Source organism: Streptomyces fuscichromogenes (genome assembly GCF_014645815.1).
GTDB lineage: Bacteria > Actinomycetota > Actinomycetes > Streptomycetales > Streptomycetaceae > Streptomyces > Streptomyces fuscichromogenes.
In genome coordinates this window covers 1-1,137 of the sequence record NZ_BMML01000112.1, presented here as the reverse complement: position 1 = coordinate 1,137, position 1,137 = coordinate 1, and the positions used below count along the sequence as shown (strand labels likewise).

The window sequence follows — 1,137 nt, the reverse complement described above, 5'->3', positions numbered from 1 at the left end:
ATGTGGGCGCCGGACTCGGCGAGTTCCAGGTGCGCGCCCAGCAGGGGGTGATCCGTCGGGGAGAGCCCGGTGGGGGTGAGGTCGGTGGAGGGGGCCGCTTCGAGCCAGTAGCGGTCGCGTTGGAAGGCGTAGGTGGGCAGGGGGACACGCCGGCCGCCGGTGACCCGCCCGGTGAGGTCGACGGGGGCGCCGTTGGCCCAGGCGGCGGCAAGCGCGGTGAGCAGGGAGCGCTCTTCGTCCTTGCCCTTGTGCAGGGCTGCTGCGGCGGTGAACTCGCCTGCTGTCAGGGTGTTTTGGACCATGGCGGTCAGGACGGGGTCGGGGCCGAGTTCGAGGTAGGTGGTGACGTCCTGGGCGGCGAGGGTGCTGAGGCCGTCGTGGAAGCGGACGGTGCCGCGGATGTGCCGGGCCCAGTAGCCCGGGTCGGTCAGCTCCTGCCCGGTGGCGATCCGGCCGGTCACGTTCGACACGATGGGGATGGCCGGCGGGTTGAAGGTGAGGGCGGTGATGGTGCGGGTGAACTCGGTAAGGACCTCGTCCATGTGGGCGGAGTGGAAGGCATGACTGACCGTCAGCGCCTTGACCCGGACACCATCCGCCTTGAAGCAGGCCTCGATCTCCTCGACCGCGTCCGCGTCACCGGAAACGACGACGGCGGAGGGGCCGTTGACCGCTGCGAGATCCAGACCCGCCTCCGCGATCAGCGGAGCGACCTGCGCCTCGGGGGCGGCGACCGCGAGCATCGCACCGCCGTGGCGGGCGGCCTGCATCAGCCGGCCCCGCGCCGCCACCAGCACGCCCGCATCGGTCAGGGACAGCACCCCGGCGACATGCGCGGCGGTGACCTCGCCGATGGAGTGCCCGATCAGGAAGTCCGGGCGCAGCCCGCGGTGTTCGGCCAGCCGGAACAGGGCCGTCTCCACCGCGAACAGCGCGGCCTGCGTGAACCGGGTCTGGTCCAGGAGGCCTTCCGGACCGCCGCCGAACACGATCTGCTTCAACGGCTGCGGGAGATGGGGGTCCAGGACCGCACACACCGCGTCGAAGGCCTCGGCGAACACCGGCTCGGCCGCATACAGCTCCCGGCCCATCCCGGCCCGCTGCGCCCCCTGGCCGGTGAACAGCACCGCCAGACGG

General features: G+C 72.1%; 1 protein-coding gene. It reads right to left on the bottom strand.

The features are described 5' to 3' along the window. The coding region (locus IEZ11_RS50415; protein ID WP_189269857.1) for an acyltransferase domain-containing protein at nucleotides 1-1,137 on the bottom strand (1,137 nt) is incomplete at both ends.